Below are 20,056 nucleotides of genomic sequence, written 5' to 3'. Positions count from 1 at the left end.
ACACTTGCTTAAGCAAGTGTTTTTTTATTTTGCATACTCCCCGTTTGTTTTAAGCGGTTATGAAATTTAAAGGCTTCTTCTAAAATGTGCGGTGTTTGTCCGCCGGTTTGGTTGCATGCTCGTTGAAAATAATCGCGAATTTCTGCTTTAAAATCAGGATGAACACAGTTTTCAATAATCACTTCGGCACGTTCGCGCGGTGCCAATCCACGTAAATCTGCCAAACCTTGATCGGTTACTAAAATATCAACATCGTGTTCGGTATGATCGTGATGCGTAACCATTGGTACCACATGCGAAATATTATTTTCTTTTGATGCTGATTGACAAACAAAAATGCTTAAATAGGCATTTCGAGCAAAATCGCCTGATCCGCCAATTCCGTTCATCATTTTACTGCCCGAAATATGTGTAGAATTCACGTTGCCATAAATATCAAATTCAATGGCTGTGTTAATTCCGATAATTCCTAAACGGCGAACAACTTCAGGAGCATTCGAAATATTTTGCGGACGCAAAATCAGTTTATCTTTATAATCATCGAAGTTATTAATCAATCGATCATAACAATCTTCAGAAACGGTAATCGAAGATCCCGAAGCAAAATCAAGATTTCCAGAATCGATCAATTCAAAAGTAGAATCCTGCAAAACTTCAGAATACATGGTTAAATTCTTGAAATTAGAATTTTTAAAGCCCATTAAAACTGAATTCGCCACTTTACCAATTCCCGCTTGCAAAGGCAGTAAACTGTACGTTAGCTTTCCTTTTTTAACTTCATTTTCAAAGAAGTTTAAAAGATGGTTTGATATCGCAGTTGTTTTAACATCTGGTTCGGCAATAACGGCAGGCTGGTCGGTAATATCGGTATAAACTACGGCAATTACTTTTTCAGGATCGATCTCAATAAAAGGTTTTCCAATTCTGTCTGTCGGATTTTGAATATTAATCACCTCGCGATCGGGATACGAATTTGGAACCGAACAATCGTGAATTCCTTTAAAAGACAACGGAATTTTTGTATTGATTTCTATAATGATCTTTTTAGCCTGCGAAGCAAAAAAAGCCGAATTTCCAATGGAAGTTGTTGGAATGATGTTTCCGTTTTCATCGATCAAAGAAGCTTCAATAATTGCAACATCAACCGGAGCAATATGTCCGCAGATTAACTGCTCTACGGTTTCGCTTAAATGTTGGTCGATGTATTTTAAACGATAATCATTAATTGATTTTCGCAAAGCCGGATCTGCCATAAAAGGCATTCTGCGTAACAAAGCGTTATTTTCTGCCAAATCGGCATCGGTTGTGTACCCTAACGATGCTCCTGTAATCAGCGTAATGGCAACATCTTCGGTTGCTGCGCGCTTTGCAAATGCAGGCAAAACAGATTTACTGTCGCCTGCCTTTGTAAAACCGCTTGCCCCTACTACATTGTTATTTTCAATCAACAAAGCTGCTTTATCGGCAGCCATTACTTTATCAATATAATTTCTATATAAAATTCTATCCATTATTTTGCTGTCGTTTGTTATTTTCGTGACTTACAAATTTACAAAATGCACAAACAATAATTTATTAAACAAAAAACAATTCAATTTTGAACGTTATTTTTAAGAAATTAATCAAAATTTTAAGATTTAATTTTTATTCGTAAAAAAAGAATCAAGAAAAAAAATCTATTCTATAATTTTATTTAAAGTAAACTGAATTAATTCATCAATGGTTTTGTAAGGATCAGCACTAAAAGTTCCATTTTTACGGTTGGCAACAATTGCGTTTAACGATAATGCTTTATGACCCAATAATTTAGATAAGCCATAAATTGCAGCGGTTTCCATTTCTAAATTGGTTGCTTTTAAACCATCAAATTCAAATGAATCTATTTTATCGTTCAATAATTCATCGTTGAGTTTTAAGCGTAAAACTCTGCCTTGTGCCCCGTAAAATCCACCGGCTGTAACGGTAATTCCTTCAAAAACGGTATCAGCTTTAAACTTTTTAACCAAATCACTATCAGCAGAAACAACATAAGGTAAACCTTTGTTTAAATCCCAATTGGTATGGTTTACAAAAGATTTTTCTATTGATTGATTGGTAGCATTTTCTAAACCATAACTGCGCAACATATTATCTGTACCAATGGCAAATGCCGACATTAATAAAGAATCGACAGGAATATCTGCTTGCAACGAACCCGATGTTCCAACACGGACAATATTTAAACTAGTTAAGTTAGATTTTGCCGTTTTTGTTGCGAAATCTATATTTACCAATGCATCTAATTCGTTCAGCACAATATCGATATTATCCGGACCAATTCCTGTTGAAATAACGGTTAAGCGTTTGCCTTTATAAGTTCCGGTTTGAGTTTTGAATTCCCGTTTTTGAGTAGAAAATTCAACCGAATCAAAATATTTCGTAATGGATTCTACTCGATCCTGATCACCAACAAAAATGATATCGTTTGCTATATTTTCGGGCTTTAAATTTAAATGATAAACGCTACCGTCTGGGTTTAAAATAAGTTCCGAATCTTTAATTTTTTCCATATCAACCTCCTACTCGTTTTACTTTATAGCCTTTGTTTTTAAGATAATCCATTATTTTATCGCGAAAATTTCCCTGAATAATAATTTCACCATCTTTCGCGCTTCCACCAACTCCACACAAAGTCTTTAAATCTTTACCTAAAGTTTTTAAATCATCGGCAGATCCAACAAAGCCTTTAATAACCGTAGCTACTTTTCCGCCACGATTTTTCTTATCTAAATGCGCTTCCAGATGTTGTTGGTTAGGATTTAATGTTTCTTCGGTTTCATCATTCTGATTAAATTCAAAATCTTTATTGGTAGAAAAAACAAATCCTCCTAAATCTTCTAAACTCGATATTTTTTTTGCCATTTTTAACTATTAATTTTGATAATCAAATATACATAAACTATACAGAAAGCTTATTTTTGTAGTATTAAAATTAACAATTTTGAATAGAGCTGATCTACATAAACTTACGCAAGAAATTATAACTGCAATTGCCAACAAACAACCGTTGCTTGCAAAGACCAACATTGCCAAAACGCAGGAATTAATCGATCAACTAACAGACAACACCACTGATAATGAGAAATTGGTTGAATTATCGAAATATCAAACCCTGCTTACCCTGTTAAATAATAAATTAAAATAGTACATTTACTTAATTTTAAATTGCAACCGTTTATGAAAACCGTTAGAATTGTTGGCGTGCCCGAACATTTTAATTTTCCTTGGCAGTTAACTATTGATGAAGGAATGTTTAATGAAGTTGGTATTGATGTTGATTGGACCGATGTACCCGAAGGAACCGGTAAAATGTGCGAACTGTTACGTACCAACCAAACCGATTTAGCCGTTATTTTAACCGAAGGTATTTTAAAGGATATTGCCAACGGAAACGAATCGGTTATTCTGCAAACATTTGTTCAATCGCCTTTGCAATGGGGAATTCACGTGAATGCCGAAAGCAACTATAAAACGATTGATGATTTATATGGAAAAACAGCTGCAATTTCTCGTTACGGTTCGGGGTCTGAATTAATGACGTATGTAAATGCAGCCAATAATAATTGGAATTTTGATTCGATAAAATTCGAAATCGTAAATACATTGGATGGCGCGGTTGAATCATTATCTGCCAACAAAGCGGATTATTTTATGTGGGACAGATTTATGACGCAACCCATTGTTGACAAAGGAATTTTTAGACGTGTTGATGTTTGCCCAACGCCTTGGCCATGTTTTATGATTGTTGCACGCAAAGAATTTTATGAGCAAAATAAAGCTTTGGTAAACAATTTGATAGAAACTATAAATCAAACAACAAGCGAATTTAAAATAATTCCGAGTATTGACCGAACATTAGCAAGCGTTTTCAATCAAAAATTAGAAGATATTCAGCAATGGTTGCAAATAACCAGATGGTCGCAAAAAAAGCCAACCGAAGCACAGTTTAACCAAATTATTTCCGATTTAATAAAATTTAAAATAATAAACCAGCCTTTAAAATATTCCGAAGTTGTTGTTTAAAAGTAGTTAATGAAAATATCAAACATAAAATTATTGCGTACCCTAAATAAGCTTAGCCTTCCTAAGCCTTGGGATACTATTATAATTTTATTGTTAACGCTTTTAACGCTGATTCCTGTTTTTATTATTCTGCATCAGAATTTGATAGATCCGGAATGGCCTGCGCATTTAGACCGTATTTTACTTTTCTTGGTAATTACCGCAATTGTTACTTACATTTTACATTATATAAAACGATTTTTGTTTTTTGCGATAATAATTTATCTACTTGTGCTTTTGTTTGGAACTTTATCAACCGGTTACGGTTTCAAATCGGTTTTCGAAGATTATCGTTCCATGATTTATGCCATGAGCGACAATCCGAATCCGCAGGATATCATCGTTTCTAAACTGTTGCCATTCCCAAATAAATCAAAAATTATAAAAGCGATTGAGTACGATAATCCTAAGGTTAGAAATTTTGCGGTTGGTGCTACCGCGAAGCATTTTCGAAATATCAAAGGATACAAAGAATATCGACAAATAATTCAGTGTTTTGCTATTTTTAAGGAAATTCAGGATAAATGGAACTATGTAAACGATCCTAAAAATCGTGAATATATTGCAACGGCATCAGAATCTTTACAACATTTTTCTGGCGATTGTGACGATCATTCTATCTTAATGGCTGCATCAGTCCGTGCCATTGGCGGAACTCCGCGATTGATCCACACAAAAGAACACATGTATCCCGAAATGCTTATCGGCACCAAAGCCGATTTAGAAAACGTGATTTATTTAATTAAAGAGGTTTTGTTTGTAAAGGAATCAAAAGGAAAAACGATACATTATCATATAGACGAACGCGGACAAGTTTGGTTGAATTTAGATTATACGGCAAAATATCCGGGCGGACCATTTATGAGTGAAGAAATTTTGGGAGAATTAACCTTGAATTAATTATGAATATTTTTATAACTACAGGAGCTATTTTTGGAGCTTTAGGAATTATTTTCGGAGCCTTTGGTGCACACGCCCTTAAAAAGATTTTTAACGAAGATCAACTTAAAAATTTCGAAACCGGTGTAAAATATCAAATGTATCACGCACTACTTTTAGTAATCATTGGTTTCAACATACAACACATTACCAGCTACGAAAATCTGTTGTTTTATTCGCTTACTTTCGGAATACTGCTGTTCAGTTTCAGCATTTATGGTTTATGCATTAGTAGCGCACTGAATAAAAAGTTAAAAATATTAGGACCAATCACACCAATAGGCGGATTATTGCTGCTTTTAGGCTGGATTTTACTAATTTTAAACTCTATAAATTAATTTTATTTTTATTAACATTAAATTTTATACATTTACACCAAATTAAATTAACTATTTTAAATGAAAAAATTATTTGCACTTGCTTTTACTGCAGCAGTTTTAGTTTCTTGTAACAAAGACGGATATACTATTAAAGGTGAAGTAAAAGGTTTTGAAGATGGAACGAAAGTTTATATCAACAAACAAGACGAAAACGGATTTACCAAAATAGATTCTACTGATGTTAAAGGCGGTACATTCACTTTCAAAAATGATAAAGCACCGGAAACCGACATTTATTTTATTGAATTAGGTAAAACACAAGAATTTATGTATCCTTTTATTTTAGAAAAAGGAGACATTAAATTTACTTTTGATAAAGAAAAGCGTGATGAAGTTAAAGTCAATGGTACAAAAAATAATGATTTAATGACTTCATACAATGAAGAGGCTGTAAAAATTCAAAAAGAAATTATGGATTTTCAGCAACAAAATGATGCAAAGTACAGAGAAGCTAAAGAAAAAGGAGATCAAGCAACTGCATTAGCATTAGAAACGCAGTTAAGAAACCTGCAAAATAAATATGTAGATCAAAATAAAAAATTCATTACCACTAATAAAGATTCTTACATTTCATTATTATTGTTAACGCAATTAGCAATGTCTGATGCTTTAACACTTGATGAAGTAAAGAAAAATTACAATGATTTAGACGCTTCTGTAAAAGACACTAAAAAAGGTAAAGAATTCGCTGACAACCTTAAAAAAATAGAAGCTTCGGAAAAAGAAAGTCAGGAAAAAAAAAATAAAGTTGCAATAGGACAAAAAGCTCCAGACTTTACAGCTAACACTCCTGAAGGAAAGGCAGAGTCATTACACAAAAATTTAGGTTCAAAAGCAACAATTATCGATTTTTGGGCATCATGGTGTGGTCCTTGTCGTAAAGAAAATCCTCATGTAGTAGCACTTTACAACAAATACAAAGCACAAGGATTAAAAATTGTAGGTGTTTCTTTAGATAAAACAAGAGAAGCTTGGATAAAAGCAATTGCCGATGATAAATTAGATTGGTTACAAATATCGAACCTGCAATATTGGGACGATGTTATTGCAAAGGAATATGCAGTAGAATCAATTCCTGCGACATTTATTTTAGATGCTAACGGAACAATTGTAGCAAAAGATTTAAGAGGTGCAGAATTAGATGCTAAAATTGCTGAACTTGTAAAATAATACTTCTTGCAAAATCATAAAAAAGTCGGTACATTGTTACCGACTTTTTACGTTTACAATTATGCTGCAAAAATATATTTTTTATTTACTCCTACTCTTTGCTCCTTTTACAGTAAGTGCACAACAAACTGAAAAACAACAGCAGAAAGAAAATTCCAAAAACGAAGGTTTTGCCGAATTTGAAAAATTCATTAAACCTTACAGAGAAAAATTAGAAGAAATTTCTCAGCACAAACCTAAAATAGCGGATCCGTCAAACTTTACTATCGAAGAAAGAAATGCCTATTTGAAGCATTTTCTATTAGAAAAAAAAGCAAAAAATGACATTGAATTGGCAAAATTCACTTTTATAAAACAAAATAAAAATAGCAGTTATACCCAAGTGCTAGTGGCTGAAAAGTTGAATGATATTTTTGAAGAAGTTAATTATGATTTATTAGAAGCCTTTTACAATGAATTAAACCAACACGATAAAAATTCTGAAAAAGGCAAAAAACTTGCATCATTTTTAAAAGAATACGAACAGATAAGAATTGGTAGTAAGGTTGCAGATTTTTCTTTACCCGATGTAAATAAGAAGCAGAAAACATTATATAAATATTTAGGCAAATATACAATTATTGATTTTTGGGCATCGTGGTGTGGACCTTGTCGACAAGAAAACCCAAACACTGTTGCACTTTACAATAAATATAAAAATAAGGGACTGAAAATAATCGGAGTTTCGTTAGATACAGATGAACAAAAATGGATCACTGCAATTGAAAAAGACAAATTAATGTGGTTACACCTTTCAAATTTAACCGGGTGGAAAGAACCATTACTACAGTATTTTAAAGTAACAGCTATACCTAAATTAATTATAGTAGATAAAAAAGGAACTATCATAGCAAAAGACTTAAAAGGCGAAGAATTAGCTAAAAAGATTGATGAGCTATTTACAAAAAAATAAAATCGTACTATAGAAGTACGATTTTATTTTGTGACGATGGCAGGATTCAAACCTGTAACATTTGTGTAATAATATTACTCCCTCTCCCCATTCAAATTTGTCAACAGCACATCAGTCATATAATCAACAAAAGGTCTTGATTTTTTAAAAACGTTTGCTGCTTCCTTGTAGAAATCTAGACTTAAAACTTCTTTATCAGTAAATTTATGAATCAGCAAAAACTGCTTTTTCTTTAATAATGCAATTCGTTCGTGTGTTTTATCGAATCCTTTCGGAGCTGTTTTAACTTCGTCGCCTTCTAAAGTTCCAAATGTAGTTTTAATATCTTTAGAATTCAATATGGATTCTAATTCATCATCTAATTCGATTTCTTTTCGAATACGCAACAAATCTTCTTTATTCGGATCAAAAAAGCCAATACCAATAAAAGAATTTTCCGGTTCTATATGAAGGTAATATCCACCACGAAATTCGGGTTGTAATCTGCCTATATACATAGAAAAATGATTTTTATAAGGAGTTTTATCTGTAGAAAATCGAACATCACGGTAAATTCTATATATCTTCAAAGATTCTAAATGATCTACTGGTTTTAGTTCGTTATACACATGGTTAAACAAACTGCTTACTGTTTCTTTAGCATCTTCAAAACTCTTTTTATTTTCAACAAACCATTCGCGGTTGTTATTTTTCTGCAATTTATTTATAAAATCTAAAACGTTCTGCATTACTTTTTTATTTAAAGATAATACTAATTATTATCCTTTAAAACGTTTGAAACATATTTTCCAATGTTTTCGGCAATTTTGGCTGTCGGTAAATCATCGGTTCCTCCATTAAACGGATCTTCAATTTCTTCGGCAATCAATTCAATACTTAACAAAACATAGAAAATAATCATTACTAAAGGTACAATAAAATACCCCGTTGTAAACACATACCCAATTGGCAAAGTAAGTACATAAACGAAGATAAATTTCTTTATAAAAACGGCATACGCAATAGGAATCGGTGTGTTTTTAATTCTTTCGCAAGCACCGGCAACATCTAACAAACCGTTTAAATTTTCATCTAAAATCATTTTGTCCTGCGGTGATATTATCTTCTCACGTTCTAATTTTTGTAAGGCAATATACATTTTACCTACAATTTTTGTTGGTGGATGTTGTGCTTTTAAAGATTCTTCGTATTCTGGATGCTCTTCTTCATCGAGCATGTATTTGGTTGATTCGCTTGTAAGATGCGTGTGCAAAACTTTTGCAAACAACTTAATTTTGTTGGTAAAATAAATACGTGAAACCTTATCATCTTCGGGTAAAAGTGCATTTAATTTAACCGATAAATTTCTAGAATCATTTACCAGTTTGCCCCACATTTTTCTACCTTCCCACCAACGATCATAAGCTGTATTTGTTCGAAAAACCAAAAGTAACGACAATACAAAACCAATTACCGTATGTAATATTGAAGTATTTTTTAAGGCTGAATTTTGTGAAAGATCAAAATAATCGAGCTCTAAATAAGCTACCAGCCAAGACAACAATCCCATTAAAATAATTGCCGGCCATAATTTACGAACTGTATCCGATTTATGAATCTTAAAAATAAATCCCAACCAGTCTTTTGCGTTATATACTTGCATGTTTTATCGTTTACCTAATTCTATAACTTCTAAATTTTCAATTTTATCTTTATCAATTTCAAACCGAAGCATGGTTCGCATCTGATGAAATCCGTAAATACCTGCTGCACCAGGGTTTAAAGTTAAACAATTAAACTGTTTATCGAACTGCACTTTTAATATATGCGAATGTCCGCAAATGAAAATATCGGGTTTATGTAACAAAAATCCTTCTTTAATTCTTGCAGGATATTTCCTCGGATAACCGCCAATATGCGTAATCCAAACCTTTTTATTTTCGCACATAAAAACAGCATCTAACAGAAATTCTTTTCGTGCTTCGGCATCATCAATATTTCCGTAAACAGCTTGTAACGGTTTTACTTTTTTAAGGGCATCGGTCACTTTCAAATCGCCAATATCGCCCGCATGCCAAACTTCATCTGCTTGTTCTGCATAATGCAAAATTCGATCGTCGATGTAACTGTGCGTATCAGACAATAACAAAATTTTCTTCATTACTTTTTTTGCTTGGTTGTGTAAAATAAAATCATTTCTTCGATTGCATTGCTACAAACCGGACAAAAATCTTCGGTATTGTTGATTTTCATTCTGCAGGTTAATGTAGGTATGTACAATCCGTTGCCTTTTAATCCTTCAAAAGCACCGATTTCGATTTCTTTCTGCATTGATGCATCTGTTGGAACAGGCGTTTCGGCTTTTAGCAAACTCTTCCATTTAGACGAAAAATCAACCAACGAAGTAATATTTTTCTCCCAAGGTTCGATACTCAAAGTCGCTTTGTTTTCAAAAACATCTTCCGCATAAAAATATTCATCTGCCAAACCTGCAAAACTGTGTCCGAATTCATGAACAACAACCGGTGCAAATTCCTTGTTTTTTGTCGTGGTTAAACTGTACGAATTCAAAATACCGCCACCACCGTAAAAATCGGTATTTGCTAAAATAATAATGTGCTGATACGGAATATTTTCTAACTGTGTATGCAGTAATTTGGTATGCAATGTGGTTAAATATCTATTAGAATAAAAAGTATCGAAGTTTGATTTAACAGCCGTATTTAACCAAATATCTTTTGAAGGAATGCTTATACCCGACTGTTTTGAAACCGTTTTAACTGCAACTATTTCAAAATAATCCTGATATTTTTTAAAAACCTTATGTTTAAACAAATTTTCGACGGTTTTATGCGCATATTCCATGAAAAGATCTAATTCGTTTTCTGCATATCCTTCGGCAACCAACGCAATTTTAATCGGATTTTTAACTTTAGAATGATGAACAATTTCATACGGATTCTGGACATCTTTTGATTTTCGAATTAAAATATCTTTGGGATCGATAAACTGTTGTGATAGTATTCTATCTTGTCTATCAGCTGTGAAAAACGAGATATCAACTCGGATTGGTTCTTTCGGAAAAGGAATCAAAAAAGAATTCTCAAAACTTTTAAACTGCTTTTTAGCATCTTCTAACGTTAACCATTCTTGAAACAGACTTCCAAACGGCAAAACATAAATAAGCTTATCATTTGCAGTGCTGTAAACCTTAATTTGTCCATTACCTTGAATTGGTGTAACCGAAAGATTATCAACGCGTCCGTGCCATTTATTTAACTGAATCATTTCACTTAAATAAATATTCTGCTGGTTGGCGTTTCCTGCAAAAATATAATCTAACCGTAAGGTTTTATCTGTAAAATAATCATTGAAGTTTTGAGCGCTTGCAATAAAGCTTATCAATAAAAAAAAGAATAGTAAACGTGTTTTCATGAAATATTGTTTCTACAAAAATATTAGTTTTTTGTTAATGAAATGATCTAAACTTAAATAGATAATAATCTAAATGAACCATATAGACACATAGATATTTCAAACTATATTTAATTTGAGGTTTAAATAGATTTTATCTACGATAAAACATAGCTCAACTATGCAGTTTAGTAATCTATGAAATATTTATAAAATATTGATGACATGAACCTATGTGGTTTTAAAAAGTTTACATGAGTTTAACACAAGCGTTCCGCTAAATTAAAGTATATTTGTACGTTTAAATTTTTAATAATTGAGGTACTTTATTCAGTTTGCATATAACGGCACAAATTACCATGGTTGGCAGCATCAACCCCAAGCAATTAGCGTACAAGAAGTTTTAACCAAAGCTGTTAATGTATTGTTTAGAGATGATTTTGAACTGGTTGCTGCAGGTAGAACCGATGCCGGTGTACATGCAAAATTAATGTATGCGCATTTTGATACTGATGTAGTGTTTGATAAGCAGTTAATGGTTCAAAAATTAAATTCGTTTTTACCTGAAGATATTACCGTTTTTAATTTTTTTGAAGTTGCTAATGATGCACATGCCCGTTTTGATGCCGTTTCAAGATCTTACGAATATCATATCAACACGTTTAAAAACAGCTTTTTAAAGAACTTAAGTTATTATCAGTTTAAAAATTTAGACATTGATAAAATGAACGAAGCAGCCAAAATTCTTTTAGAATACGAAGATTTTGAATGTTTCTGCAAAACACACACCGATGTTTTTACCTTTAACTGTAACATCACCACAGCTTATTGGGAAAAGAACGGTTCACAATTAATTTTTCATATTTCGGCAAATCGTTTTTTACGTAATATGGTTCGGGCAATTGTCGGCACCATGCTGAATGTAGGTTTGGGAAAAATTTCGGTTAACGATGTTCATGAAATCATAAAAAGCAAAAATCGCGGTAAGGCAGGTTTTTCTGTTCCGGCACACGGTTTATATTTAACACAAGTAGTATATCCATACATAAATGAAACAAAATAAAACTTCTACATTAAAAAAAGTAATGCATTACGCGCAGCCCTACAAAGATAAGATGTTTTGGGTGGTGCTTACGGTGATTACGCTTGCTGTTTTTGGAGCAATTCGCCCTTACATGGTTAAAAATGTAGTTGATGTTTACATTGCAAAAGCCGATTTAAACGGATTGACCATTTACGTAGCTTTAATGGCTTTGGTGCTTATTTTAGAAGTTTCGTCACAGTTTTTCTTTACATACATTGCAAGTTGGCTAGGGCAAAATATTATAAAAGACATTCGTACCACGCTGTTTGATAAAATGTTAAAATTCCGTTTGAGTTATTTTGATAATGAGCCAGTTGGTAAGTTAATTACCCGAAATGTATCTGATATTGAAAACATTGCAAGTATTTTTAGTCAGGGACTTTTTATGATTGTAGGCGATGTTTTAAAAATGGTAGTTGTTTTGGGAATTATGACATGGATGAACTGGAAACTAACCATTATTGTATTGGTTGCCATGCCGGTTTTATTATATGCTACACGCGTTTTTCAAAAACACATGAAAGTTGCCTTTGAAGAAGTTCGTTTGCAGGTTGCCAATTTAAACACGTTTATTCAAGAGCGCTTAACGGGAATGAAAATCGTACAATTGTTTAACCGTGAACAGATTGAATACGAAAACTTCAAAAAAATCAACCAAAAACATAACGATGCCTGGCAGAAAAACATTCTGTACAACTCCATCTTCTTCCCTATTGCCGATATTGTTTCGGCGGTTACATTGGGTTGCGTAATTATTTATGGTGGATTTACCATTGTTCAGGGCGATAATTTAACAACTACCGGAGATTTGTTTGGCTACACCATGATGATTTCAATGTTGTTTAACCCGTTGCGACAAATTGCCGATAAATTTAATGTGATGCAGATGGGAATTGTTGCTGCAGACCGAGTTTTTGAAATTTTAGATCGTGATGATTTAATTCAAGAAGAGGGAAAAATCACTGCTCCTGATTTTAAGGGCGCTATTGATTTTAAGAATGTCGATTTTAGTTACAGTAACGGCAAAAAAGTAATAAACAACATTAATCTGAACATTAAGGCAGGACAAACAGTTGCGTTTGTTGGAGCTTCGGGTGCAGGAAAATCAACCATTGCGAATCTTTTAAGTCGATTTTACGATATTGAATCAGGCGAAATTTTGATTGACGGAATGAACATCAACGATTTCACTTTAAACAGTTTGCGCGATCAAATTGCAGTGGTTTTGCAAGATGTTTTCTTGTTTTCGGATTCTATTTTAAACAACATTATTTTAGATAATTCAAAAATTACTAAAGAACAGGTAATTGCTGCGGCAAAAGAAATCGGCATTAACGATTTTATAGAGAAACTTCCGGGCGGATACGATTACAACGTAAAAGAACGCGGAGTAATGCTTTCATCAGGGCAACGACAATTAATTGCCTTTTTGCGTGCCTACATGAGTAATCCGAGTATCTTGATTTTAGATGAAGCTACTTCTTCTATCGATACCTATTCAGAAGAATTATTGCAAAAGGCGGTCGAAATCATTACAAAAGATCGAACATCAATCATTATTGCACACCGTTTGGCAACCATTGTAAATGCCGATTTAATTGTGGTTATGGATCAAGGAAGAATTGTTGAAACCGGCACACACGCTCAATTGTTAACCAAAGAAAACGGCGCATACAAAAATCTGTACGAATCACAGTACGCAAGTGTATCAGCCAATTGATAATTTTAAATGTTGTAAGTTTTAGGTTGTACAGTTAAGCAATTAAATATTCTTATCTTTTGACCTTACTACTTTTCGACTTTTGACTTAAATAGTTTTTAAAAAAATTCTTAAATTCGCAACGCACATCGTGCACATAAAAAATAAAACAATCAATGCTTAAAGCTTCATGCTTAAAGCTTAAAAACTAAAAAAATGAAATACGATATTATCATCTTAGGTAGCGGTCCGGGCGGATACGTAACAGCCATCAGAGCATCGCAATTAGGTTTTAAAGTTGCAGTTGTAGAGAAAGAAAATTTAGGCGGAATCTGCTTAAACTGGGGTTGTATTCCTACAAAAGCGTTATTAAAATCTGCACAGGTTTTTGATTATTTAAAACATGCTGCCGATTATGGTTTAACGATCAATGGCGAAGTTGATAAAGATTTTAATGCCGTTATTGCACGTTCGCGCGGTGTTGCAGACGGAATGAGCAAAGGTGTTCAGTTCTTAATGAAGAAAAACAAAATCGAAGTTATCGATGGTTTCGGAAAAGTAAAACCAGGCAAAAAAGTGGATGTTACAGATAAAGACGGTAAAGTAACCGAAATTTCTGCAGATCACATTATTATTGCAACAGGTGCACGTTCGCGCGAATTGCCAAACTTACCGCAAGATGGTAAAAAAGTAATTGGTTACCGCCAGGCAATGACCTTGCCAACGCAACCAAAGAAAATGATCGTTGTTGGTTCGGGAGCAATTGGTGTTGAGTTCGCTCATTTCTATAATTCAATGGGAACTGATGTTACGATTGTGGAGTTTATGCCAAACATTGTTCCGGTTGAAGACGAAGATGTATCAAAACAATTTGAACGTTCTTTGAAAAAATCAGGAATCAACATCATGACCAATTCATCTGTTGAAAAAGTGGATACATCTGGAGAAGGCGTTAAAGCTACCGTAAAAACAGCTAAAGGTGAAGAAATTTTAGAAGCTGATATTTTACTTTCTGCAGTTGGTATCAAATCAAACATAGAAAATATCGGTTTAGAAGAAACAGGAATTGCTACAGATCGCGATAAGATTTTGGTAAACGATTTCTATCAGACAAATATTCCGGGTTATTATGCCATTGGCGATGTAGTTCCGGGTCAGGCTTTGGCACACGTTGCTTCGGCTGAAGGAATTTTATGTGTAGAGAAAATCGCAGGTTTACATGTGGAGCCGTTAGATTACGGAAACATTCCTGGTTGTACTTATGCAACACCAGAAATTGCATCGGTTGGTATGACAGAGAAAAAAGCAAAAGAAGCGGGTTACGAAATTAAAGTGGGTAAATTTCCGTTCTCTGCATCAGGAAAAGCAAAAGCAGCCGGAACTCCAGACGGTTTCGTAAAAGTAATTTTCGATGCGAAATACGGTGAATGGTTAGGTTGCCACATGATTGGTGCCGGCGTTACCGATATGATTGCAGAAGCAGTTGTTGCCCGTAAATTAGAAACTACAGGTCACGAAATTTTAAAAGCAGTACACCCTCACCCAACTATGAGTGAAGCAGTTATGGAAGCTGTTGCTGCTGCTTACGATGAAGTGATTCATTTGTAATATTTTGTTTAAAGTTTAAGGATCAATGTTTAAAAGGTTGAACTGAATAATAAACCTCAAAGGAATTAATCTTTTGAGGTTTTTTTGTATGTTTACTTTTTAAAATTATACTTATGATTCTCCGAATTCTAGTTAATCTCTGTTTATTGATAATATCTTTTTCTGCTTCTGCTCAAAAAGAAGAATCACAATGTGTAAGAATCAAGAATTTTTCTGTTGAAGAAAGGAATCAAGATTATCCATTTAATAAAGCTAAAAGAGTTGTGTTTACATCCTTTAAAGAAAATCACAGAAAACTTTTAAAGAATAAAGATAGAGTCTATGAAAAAGGTGAAATAATTAGTTATATGCATGGAGAAATTATGCAGGAATATTTTGACTCTCTTAGGGTAGATTTCACAAGATATAATCCTGATGATTTTGAAGAAAAAGTTGATTTAAATGATGATCAGAAAAATGAATTAACTGATTTGATTTTTAACTTTGGAACTAAGAAAAAGAATTTAACTGTTGGAAGAGCTAAATGCTATACGCCACGAAATGCGATTTTATTTTTTAATGAGAATGATGAACTATTTGGCTTTTTAGAAATTTGTTTTCAATGTAATGGATTTAGAAAAAGTACCAAAGAAATTGATTTATATGATAGATGTGGTGAAAAACTATACCTACTAAAAGAGCAATTCGCCAAAGCTGGTATTAAATACGGAATAGAAAAAGAGTTCTAATGAATTTCATTTTTCAACAAAAACACATTATGAGAGTATCATTATTAATACTATTTTTCTTTCTAAAAATGAATTTTGGATTTGCTCAAGGTTATAGCGCTCCTTGTAGTAGAGTTAACGAATTTTCTATTGAACGACGAAATCAGAATTATCCATTTAGCCAATCAAAGAAAATTTTATTTGTTTCGTATAAAGAAAGTATTGAAAAATTAGAAAGTTTTCAAAGAAAAAAATCAAATATTAATACTGAAGATTTCATCTATGGACAAATCATGCCTAAATATTTTAAATATCTAAAGTATGATTATTCAAGATATGACCCAGATTGTTTTGAAGAGAAAATTGAATTAAATGAGGATCAAAAAAACGAGTTAACTGATATAATTTATAATATTGGAAAAAATATTGAAACAAACGGCATGAGAGGAAGTGGATGTTACGCTCCAAGAAATGCCATTTTATTTTTTGATGAGAATGATAAACTGTTTGAATACTTTATAATTTGTTTTAGTTGCAATATAATTTCTCCAAGTGTTACATCGTTTAGTTTTAATGATGATTGTACAGAAAAAATCTCACTTCTTGAAGATTTATTTGAAAAAGTAGGAATTGACTTTGGCGTAAAAAAAGCGTTGTAAAACTAATATTCACAACGCTTTCTAACAAACTAAAAATTAATCCTCTCTACTTCCGTCATCTGCCATACGAACCATTTTGGGCGTAAATGTAGCCACAACATCAATAAGATTTTTTTGAGCTTCCATAACCTGATGAATATCTTTATAAGCCATAGGTGCTTCATCTAAACCGGCTCCAATCAAAGTTACATTATGATCTTTTAAAATAGCTTTAAAATCGGTTTTAGAAATTTCTTTTTTTGCCTGTGTTCTGCTCATTTGTCGTCCGGCTCCATGCGATGCCGACTGAATAGCTTCGGGCTCGCCTTTTCCACGGACTAAAAACCCCGGTGCAGTCATAGATCCCGGAATAATTCCCATAACATCTTTACTTGCAGGCGTTGCTCCTTTTCGGTGAACAATCACTTCTTCCCCATTCCACTGTTCTTTCCAAGCAAAATTATGATGATTTTCAACCTTAGCTAAAACTTCTACACCTAACGCTTTTTGCATTTTTTGATGGATCACTTCATGACAAGCCGATGCGTAATCTCCCGCCAAATTCATAGCCAGCCAATATTCCTGACCTTCGGTTGAATTCAAATCAAAATAAGCCAGATTTTTAGCTTCCTGAGGCAACTTACAAACTTTTTTAGCTAACTGCGTATAATGTCCGGCAATGGTAGCACCAAAACCACGAGAACCTGAATGCGTTAACAAAGCCACATATTTACCTTTTTCTATATTCAGTTGCTCATCACGTTCTGCAAATTCAATGATACCAAATTCCACAAAATGGTTTCCACCACCCGAACTTCCTAATTGCGCCCATGCTTTATCCTTTAAATTCTTTAAAAGCGGATTTTCATTAAACAATTGATTTTCCAAAACTCTGTGATCAAATCTATACTGACCTCGAAATCCATTTCCTGCCCCAAAATTTGATTGTGCGATTAACTCCCGCTTAAACTTTGATTGATTTTCTTCGAAAAACGATTCTTCCATATCATAGATAGAAAGTGCCATTCTGCAACCAATATCAACCCCCACACCATACGGAATAATCGCGTTTCTGGTTGCCAAGACTCCACCAATCGGCAAGCCGTAACCCTGATGTGCATCGGGCATTAAAGCACCAGCAACCGAAACAGGCAGTTTCATAGCAATTTCCATTTGCTTTCTGGCTCCTTCTTCAATATAATTGCTACCAAAAACAGTATAAGGTTTAGGATTTGTTTCTAACGGAATGGTATCACTATCCATTTCTTTTTGCAACGCGATAATTTGTTGTGCCAAAGAATAAAAAGCTGATGTTTCAAATGTATCTATAGGCTTTTCAATAACGTTTTTTAAAATGTTCAACATCTCGCCTTTATTTAAAGATCCTTTGTAGTTTTTACAAAAATCTAATGTTTTTCCTAAAATGATATTTTCTTCAAAACCTATACGCAATAAGTCTTTTCCTGTTATTTTTTTCATGATTAATTGTATAATTTTAAACGAAGTTTAACCAATAAATTTTCAATTTTATTTAAATCGGGAGCTGTCATGAATGTCGATTTTTCATAATAATGTTCTATATCAACTATTAAATCATCAGCCATTTTCACAACTTCTTCATAACTGTATTTTCCAGATTTTATTTCTAATAATTCATCTCTGTTTTCAACTTCTATTAGTAATTTACCTTCCTTAAAAATTTTTAAAGCCACTTGTAACAAACGTATGGTATGCATCATGTTTTTAGCATCATAACCTTTTCCGTGCATTTTGTTCGATTGAAATCGATCAATATTTCGCTTTGAAACCCATTCCCAATATTCACTGTATTTTTTACAATAAGTAGAATATGCATCTTTATTAAAATACAATAATATTGATGATGTTGTATTTTTTGGAATACTGCTTAATGTTACTTCGTTTGAATTTTCTCCGCTACATATTCCATTGTATAGATCATCTTTAAAATCGTAGAAAAGGTTATAAGTATCTTTTAAATGATTAAGCTTACTTAAACCACAATTTTCTTGATTTAGTTTATTAGCCGTTAACCAAGCATGTAATTCAATTGTTTTACCGTTTTCTACAACATAACAAAAATCTAAAACTGATTTTCGTTCCTTATCTATTGGATGAAACATTTTCTTGTTTAAACCCTTTGCCTTTTTTACCTGTGACAAAGCGTAACCCACAAAAGTATCTTTAGTTAAAAGTGAAAGAAAATCGCTAACTTTTATATCATTCATTAAATCACTTTTATGTAAGATACAATGTTCTGGTGTTGCTAACATTTCTAAAATGTTTGGATTATTTTTAGAAAGAAGCTCAATAAATCTCCCTAATTCGTAATAAACAATATCGTTGGTTTCGTTACTTACTTGTGGGATATAATTAAGTCCGTAAAAATCACTTTTAGGCATGTAGAAAACACCTCGAATATCTGTATCCGATTTTTCTGTACTTAAACCATAAGCCTTACTTCCCGAAATACCTTCGAAAAGAATCAGGTTATTTTTCTTTAAAACATCTATCGTCAGCATCTGTTATTATTTTATAAAAGGTTTCATTTAAATATTCTATATCAAATGTTCCTTTACGTTTTATTTTTTTAGAATCTGAAAGTTCTTTATAAGTAACTTTCAAGTAATCAATCAATTCTAAATTGATCTTATCAATATATTTTTCACTTGCATTTTTCTTTACAGCCAGCAATCGATTTGTTTCTTCTATCAGTGATTCATCATCTATCAAACTCATTAGTTTTGAAAATTCCATAGGTGGAAACTGATTAATTTCAATCGCAAATCTTGCGGCTAATAGCGATCTGTATATATAAAAGAAATCTTTCAACCGAATATTTTCCTCGTTAAGCACTTCCATTTTTTTATGAACCAAACCTAAATAGTGATGTATTAAAGTTTGCTGGCAAAAATAATTTGGAAGTAATTCTTTGATTAAATTAAAGGAATTTTCTTCTTTTTGATAGATAATTGGCGATTGCATCCATTCAAACGGCGTTGCATTTGAAGCATATAACAGCTTTAGAAATTTCTTTAAATCCCAACCATTGATATCAAGTTCATTATTAATTGGAAAGTCAAAAAAATCTGACTGTTCATTAATATGCAAATAATGTTTTTTTGGTTTCACATAAATAAATCGAACATCAAAATCACTATCTGCTGATAAAAATCCCCAACCTCTACTACCCGATTCTACAGCAAAAAGTATTTTTATTCCTTTCTCCTTTTCTATTTCATTAAGTTTTTCAACTATTACTTTTTTCATAATATTGCTTTTTACATTACAAAGATGACCGCCTTACTACGCAATTTAAATGCGTAAATAAAAAAATATTAAAATAATTTTATAAATAACTAAATAT

The 20,056-nt window shown here is 32.7% G+C and carries 21 protein-coding genes; 11 read left to right on the top strand and 10 right to left on the bottom strand.

Annotated elements, in window-relative coordinates; genetic code table 11:
* Window positions 1-8: 8 nt before the first annotated feature.
* The 3 genes from BM253_RS03670 to BM253_RS03660 form a co-directional block, all read right to left on the bottom strand.
* A complete protein-coding gene (locus BM253_RS03670; RefSeq protein ID WP_091519320.1) occupies window positions 9-1,511 on the bottom strand; it encodes a succinate CoA transferase in 1,503 nt (500 codons plus the stop codon).
* 165 nt (window positions 1,512-1,676) lie between these two features.
* Window positions 1,677-2,549 carry a nucleoside phosphorylase gene (locus tag BM253_RS03665; protein ID WP_091519317.1) on the bottom strand — a complete coding sequence of 291 codons (873 nt, stop codon included), beginning with the start codon at window positions 2,547-2,549 and terminating at the stop codon, window positions 1,677-1,679.
* 1 nt (window position 2,550) lies between these two features.
* Window positions 2,551-2,901, bottom strand: a complete 351-nt coding sequence (locus tag BM253_RS03660; RefSeq protein WP_091519313.1) for a translation initiation factor — start codon at window positions 2,899-2,901, stop codon at window positions 2,551-2,553.
* A 79-nt stretch (window positions 2,902-2,980) separates the two neighbouring features.
* Between BM253_RS03660 and BM253_RS03655 the strand changes: the two genes are divergently transcribed.
* The 6 genes from BM253_RS03655 (at window position 2,981) to BM253_RS03630 (ending at window position 7,542) form a co-directional block, all read left to right on the top strand.
* Complete coding sequence (locus tag BM253_RS03655; protein ID WP_091519310.1) at window positions 2,981-3,184, top strand: hypothetical protein; 204 nt, start codon at window positions 2,981-2,983, stop codon at window positions 3,182-3,184.
* 32 nt (window positions 3,185-3,216) lie between these two features.
* Window positions 3,217-4,062 carry a substrate-binding domain-containing protein gene (locus tag BM253_RS03650; RefSeq protein ID WP_091519307.1) on the top strand — a complete coding sequence of 282 codons (846 nt, stop codon included), beginning with the start codon at window positions 3,217-3,219 and terminating at the stop codon, window positions 4,060-4,062.
* Between the two features lie 9 nt (window positions 4,063-4,071).
* The gene (locus tag BM253_RS03645; RefSeq protein WP_091519304.1) at window positions 4,072-5,001 is read left to right on the top strand and encodes a transglutaminase domain-containing protein; all 930 of its coding nucleotides are present in this window, start codon (window positions 4,072-4,074) and stop codon (window positions 4,999-5,001) included.
* Window positions 5,002-5,003: 2 nt separating this feature from the next.
* Window positions 5,004-5,378: a DUF423 domain-containing protein gene (locus BM253_RS03640; RefSeq protein WP_091519301.1), complete on the top strand. Its 375-nt coding sequence runs from the start codon at window positions 5,004-5,006 to the stop codon at window positions 5,376-5,378.
* 60 nt (window positions 5,379-5,438) lie between these two features.
* Window positions 5,439-6,590: a TlpA disulfide reductase family protein gene (locus BM253_RS03635; RefSeq protein ID WP_245758440.1), complete on the top strand. Its 1,152-nt coding sequence runs from the start codon at window positions 5,439-5,441 to the stop codon at window positions 6,588-6,590.
* A 61-nt stretch (window positions 6,591-6,651) separates the two neighbouring features.
* Entirely contained in the window at window positions 6,652-7,542 is an 891-nt protein-coding gene (locus tag BM253_RS03630; protein WP_091519297.1) for a TlpA family protein disulfide reductase, read from the top strand.
* 74 nt (window positions 7,543-7,616) lie between these two features.
* Here the strand turns inward: BM253_RS03630 and BM253_RS03625 are convergent, their stop codons facing one another.
* Genes BM253_RS03625 through BM253_RS03610 form a run of 4 tightly spaced genes read right to left on the bottom strand, consistent with a single transcriptional unit; the run spans window position 7,617 to window position 10,956 of the window.
* A complete protein-coding gene (locus BM253_RS03625; protein WP_091519294.1) occupies window positions 7,617-8,270 on the bottom strand; it encodes a DUF2461 domain-containing protein in 654 nt (217 codons plus the stop codon).
* Window positions 8,271-8,293: 23 nt separating this feature from the next.
* Window positions 8,294-9,184 carry a bestrophin family protein gene (locus BM253_RS03620; RefSeq protein WP_091519290.1) on the bottom strand — a complete coding sequence of 297 codons (891 nt, stop codon included), beginning with the start codon at window positions 9,182-9,184 and terminating at the stop codon, window positions 8,294-8,296.
* A 3-nt stretch (window positions 9,185-9,187) separates the two neighbouring features.
* Window positions 9,188-9,682, bottom strand: a complete 495-nt coding sequence (locus BM253_RS03615) for a metallophosphoesterase family protein (protein ID WP_091519286.1) — start codon at window positions 9,680-9,682, stop codon at window positions 9,188-9,190.
* Window positions 9,682-10,956, bottom strand: a complete 1,275-nt coding sequence (locus BM253_RS03610) for a M64 family metallopeptidase (protein WP_091519283.1) — start codon at window positions 10,954-10,956, stop codon at window positions 9,682-9,684. The genes BM253_RS03615 and BM253_RS03610 overlap by 1 nt, the downstream gene beginning before the upstream one ends.
* Window positions 10,957-11,251: 295 nt before the next feature.
* Here BM253_RS03610 and truA point away from each other — a divergent pair, with 295 nt between their 5' ends.
* From truA to BM253_RS03585, 5 genes are all read left to right on the top strand, one after another.
* On the top strand, window positions 11,252-11,998 hold the full coding sequence (truA, locus tag BM253_RS03605; RefSeq protein WP_091519280.1) for a tRNA pseudouridine(38-40) synthase TruA: 747 nt from the start codon (window positions 11,252-11,254) through the stop codon (window positions 11,996-11,998).
* Window positions 11,985-13,739 (top strand): ABC transporter ATP-binding protein, encoded by a 1,755-nt coding sequence (locus tag BM253_RS03600; protein ID WP_091519276.1) that lies wholly within the window; start codon window positions 11,985-11,987, stop codon window positions 13,737-13,739. Before truA ends, BM253_RS03600 begins: the two co-directional genes overlap by 14 nt.
* Before the next feature lie 195 nt (window positions 13,740-13,934).
* The gene (gene lpdA, locus BM253_RS03595; protein ID WP_091519272.1) at window positions 13,935-15,326 is read left to right on the top strand and encodes a dihydrolipoyl dehydrogenase; all 1,392 of its coding nucleotides are present in this window, start codon (window positions 13,935-13,937) and stop codon (window positions 15,324-15,326) included.
* A gap of 113 nt (window positions 15,327-15,439) precedes the next feature.
* Window positions 15,440-16,054 carry a hypothetical protein gene (locus tag BM253_RS03590; RefSeq protein ID WP_091519269.1) on the top strand — a complete coding sequence of 205 codons (615 nt, stop codon included), beginning with the start codon at window positions 15,440-15,442 and terminating at the stop codon, window positions 16,052-16,054.
* A 29-nt stretch (window positions 16,055-16,083) separates the two neighbouring features.
* The gene (locus BM253_RS03585) at window positions 16,084-16,692 is read left to right on the top strand and encodes a hypothetical protein (RefSeq protein ID WP_143095577.1); all 609 of its coding nucleotides are present in this window, start codon (window positions 16,084-16,086) and stop codon (window positions 16,690-16,692) included.
* 36 nt (window positions 16,693-16,728) lie between these two features.
* Here BM253_RS03585 and BM253_RS03580 read toward each other — a convergent pair whose 3' ends face one another.
* The 3 genes from BM253_RS03580 to BM253_RS03570 are packed head-to-tail and all read right to left on the bottom strand — an operon-like array spanning window position 16,729 to window position 19,959.
* A complete protein-coding gene (locus BM253_RS03580; protein WP_091519261.1) occupies window positions 16,729-18,150 on the bottom strand; it encodes an RtcB family protein in 1,422 nt (473 codons plus the stop codon).
* Between the two features lie 2 nt (window positions 18,151-18,152).
* Complete coding sequence (locus BM253_RS03575; RefSeq protein WP_091519472.1) at window positions 18,153-19,208, bottom strand: DNA polymerase beta superfamily protein; 1,056 nt, start codon at window positions 19,206-19,208, stop codon at window positions 18,153-18,155.
* Window positions 19,180-19,959 (bottom strand): nucleotidyltransferase domain-containing protein, encoded by a 780-nt coding sequence (locus tag BM253_RS03570; protein WP_091519258.1) that lies wholly within the window; start codon window positions 19,957-19,959, stop codon window positions 19,180-19,182. The genes BM253_RS03575 and BM253_RS03570 overlap by 29 nt, the downstream gene beginning before the upstream one ends.
* Window positions 19,960-20,056: the final 97 nt, after the last annotated feature.

Origin of the sequence: Paenimyroides ummariense, assembly GCF_900115115.1 — a bacterium.
GTDB lineage: Bacteria > Bacteroidota > Bacteroidia > Flavobacteriales > Flavobacteriaceae > Flavobacterium > Flavobacterium ummariense.
Note: the sequence above shows the minus strand (reverse complement) of the source record. Positions and strands in the feature narration are given on the sequence as shown.

Coding starts and splice junctions, on each gene's coding strand:
- BM253_RS03615 (WP_091519286.1), bottom strand. CDS start 9,682: ATGAAGAAAATTTTGTTATTGTCTGATACGCACAGTTACATCGACGAT.
- BM253_RS03610 (WP_091519283.1), bottom strand. CDS start 10,956: ATGAAAACACGTTTACTATTCTTTTTTTTATTGATAAGCTTTATTGCA.
- BM253_RS03580 (WP_091519261.1), bottom strand. CDS start 18,150: ATGAAAAAAATAACAGGAAAAGACTTATTGCGTATAGGTTTTGAAGAA.
- BM253_RS03635 (WP_245758440.1), top strand. CDS start 5,439: ATGAAAAAATTATTTGCACTTGCTTTTACTGCAGCAGTTTTAGTTTCT.
- BM253_RS03650 (WP_091519307.1), top strand. CDS start 3,217: ATGAAAACCGTTAGAATTGTTGGCGTGCCCGAACATTTTAATTTTCCT.
- BM253_RS03570 (WP_091519258.1), bottom strand. CDS start 19,959: ATGAAAAAAGTAATAGTTGAAAAACTTAATGAAATAGAAAAGGAGAAA.
- BM253_RS03670 (WP_091519320.1), bottom strand. CDS start 1,511: ATGGATAGAATTTTATATAGAAATTATATTGATAAAGTAATGGCTGCC.
- BM253_RS03665 (WP_091519317.1), bottom strand. CDS start 2,549: ATGGAAAAAATTAAAGATTCGGAACTTATTTTAAACCCAGACGGTAGC.
- BM253_RS03600 (WP_091519276.1), top strand. CDS start 11,985: ATGAAACAAAATAAAACTTCTACATTAAAAAAAGTAATGCATTACGCG.
- lpdA (WP_091519272.1), top strand. CDS start 13,935: ATGAAATACGATATTATCATCTTAGGTAGCGGTCCGGGCGGATACGTA.
- BM253_RS03590 (WP_091519269.1), top strand. CDS start 15,440: ATGATTCTCCGAATTCTAGTTAATCTCTGTTTATTGATAATATCTTTT.
- BM253_RS03630 (WP_091519297.1), top strand. CDS start 6,652: ATGCTGCAAAAATATATTTTTTATTTACTCCTACTCTTTGCTCCTTTT.
- BM253_RS03645 (WP_091519304.1), top strand. CDS start 4,072: ATGAAAATATCAAACATAAAATTATTGCGTACCCTAAATAAGCTTAGC.
- BM253_RS03585 (WP_143095577.1), top strand. CDS start 16,084: ATGAGAGTATCATTATTAATACTATTTTTCTTTCTAAAAATGAATTTT.
- BM253_RS03620 (WP_091519290.1), bottom strand. CDS start 9,184: ATGCAAGTATATAACGCAAAAGACTGGTTGGGATTTATTTTTAAGATT.
- BM253_RS03640 (WP_091519301.1), top strand. CDS start 5,004: ATGAATATTTTTATAACTACAGGAGCTATTTTTGGAGCTTTAGGAATT.
- BM253_RS03660 (WP_091519313.1), bottom strand. CDS start 2,901: ATGGCAAAAAAAATATCGAGTTTAGAAGATTTAGGAGGATTTGTTTTT.
- BM253_RS03625 (WP_091519294.1), bottom strand. CDS start 8,270: ATGCAGAACGTTTTAGATTTTATAAATAAATTGCAGAAAAATAACAAC.